The organism is Streptomyces phaeochromogenes, from assembly GCF_001418655.1.
Taxonomy (GTDB): Bacteria; Actinomycetota; Actinomycetes; order Streptomycetales; family Streptomycetaceae; genus Streptomyces; species Streptomyces phaeochromogenes.
Window position 1 is genome coordinate 1 of record NZ_LIQZ01000657.1, and the last position, 872, is coordinate 872.

At 68.2% G+C, this 872-nt stretch carries 2 pseudogenes; one reads left to right on the plus strand and one right to left on the minus strand.

Features of this window, described 5'->3' with window-relative positions:
- Positions 1–405 (minus strand): annotated as a pseudogene (locus tag AOK17_RS47265) (two-component sensor histidine kinase); the annotation flags it as partial.
- Between the two features lie 245 nt (positions 406–650).
- Here AOK17_RS47265 and AOK17_RS53360 point away from each other — a divergent pair.
- A pseudogene (locus AOK17_RS53360) lies at positions 651–872 on the plus strand (DUF308 domain-containing protein); the annotation flags it as partial.

The window sequence follows — 872 nt, forward strand, 5'->3', positions numbered from 1 at the left end:
GCCGCCGCGGAATCCTCCCAGCGTCATGAACGCCCCCAGGAAGAACGCCGCCACGATGCCGGTTCCGACCAGCGGCTGCTTCCCCCTGACGGTGACCGAGAACAGCACGAGCACGGCCATCATCCACACCGACAGGGGGTCGTGGCCCACCGCTGTGACGGCGAAGGAGGCCGCGCTCGTCACGACCAGTCCGGCCCACGGGCTCCGCCAGGAGAGGGCGACACCGGCACCGGCGAGGAGCACGGAGAGGGCCGTCGGCCAGTCCGACCCCCGCAGGATCGCTGCCACGATCTGGCCGGTGAAGACCAGCGCGGCCACCGAATAGGCGACGAGATGCAGCGCCTCGGGGCGACGGACCCACAGGGGTGCCACGGGCCCGTCCTGGTTGTTGTGCGCCTTGGCCATGACCTGATTCTCGTCCACGTGTGCTGCGGCCGTGTACTTCGAATGAAGTAGAGGGCGGCGGGCCCGGTCCGGGCGACGGGGACGGAAACGGGGAGGGAAACGGAGAGAGGGACGGCAGAAATCATTCGATTCGAAGTGGATGGCAGAACTACTTCGTTCGAAGTACGCGGCCCCTCCCGAAGCCGCTGAGACTCCTCGTCGAGGCGACCGCCTCACACCGTCACGATCACAAAACGGGACACCCGATGACTCAGACCGCTGTGCCTTCGAGCACGACCACGCCCTCGACGACGCTCTCCGGGCTCCGATCGCTCCACCTGATCCGGGTCGCCTTCTCCCTGGTCTGGGTGGCACTCGTCGCCACGACCTCCGCCTCGCTCGTGTCCCCGGACAGGCCAACAGTGATCGCGGCCGTGCTGCTCGTCGTCTACCCCCTGTGGGACGCCGTCGCCACGCTCGTCGAGCGC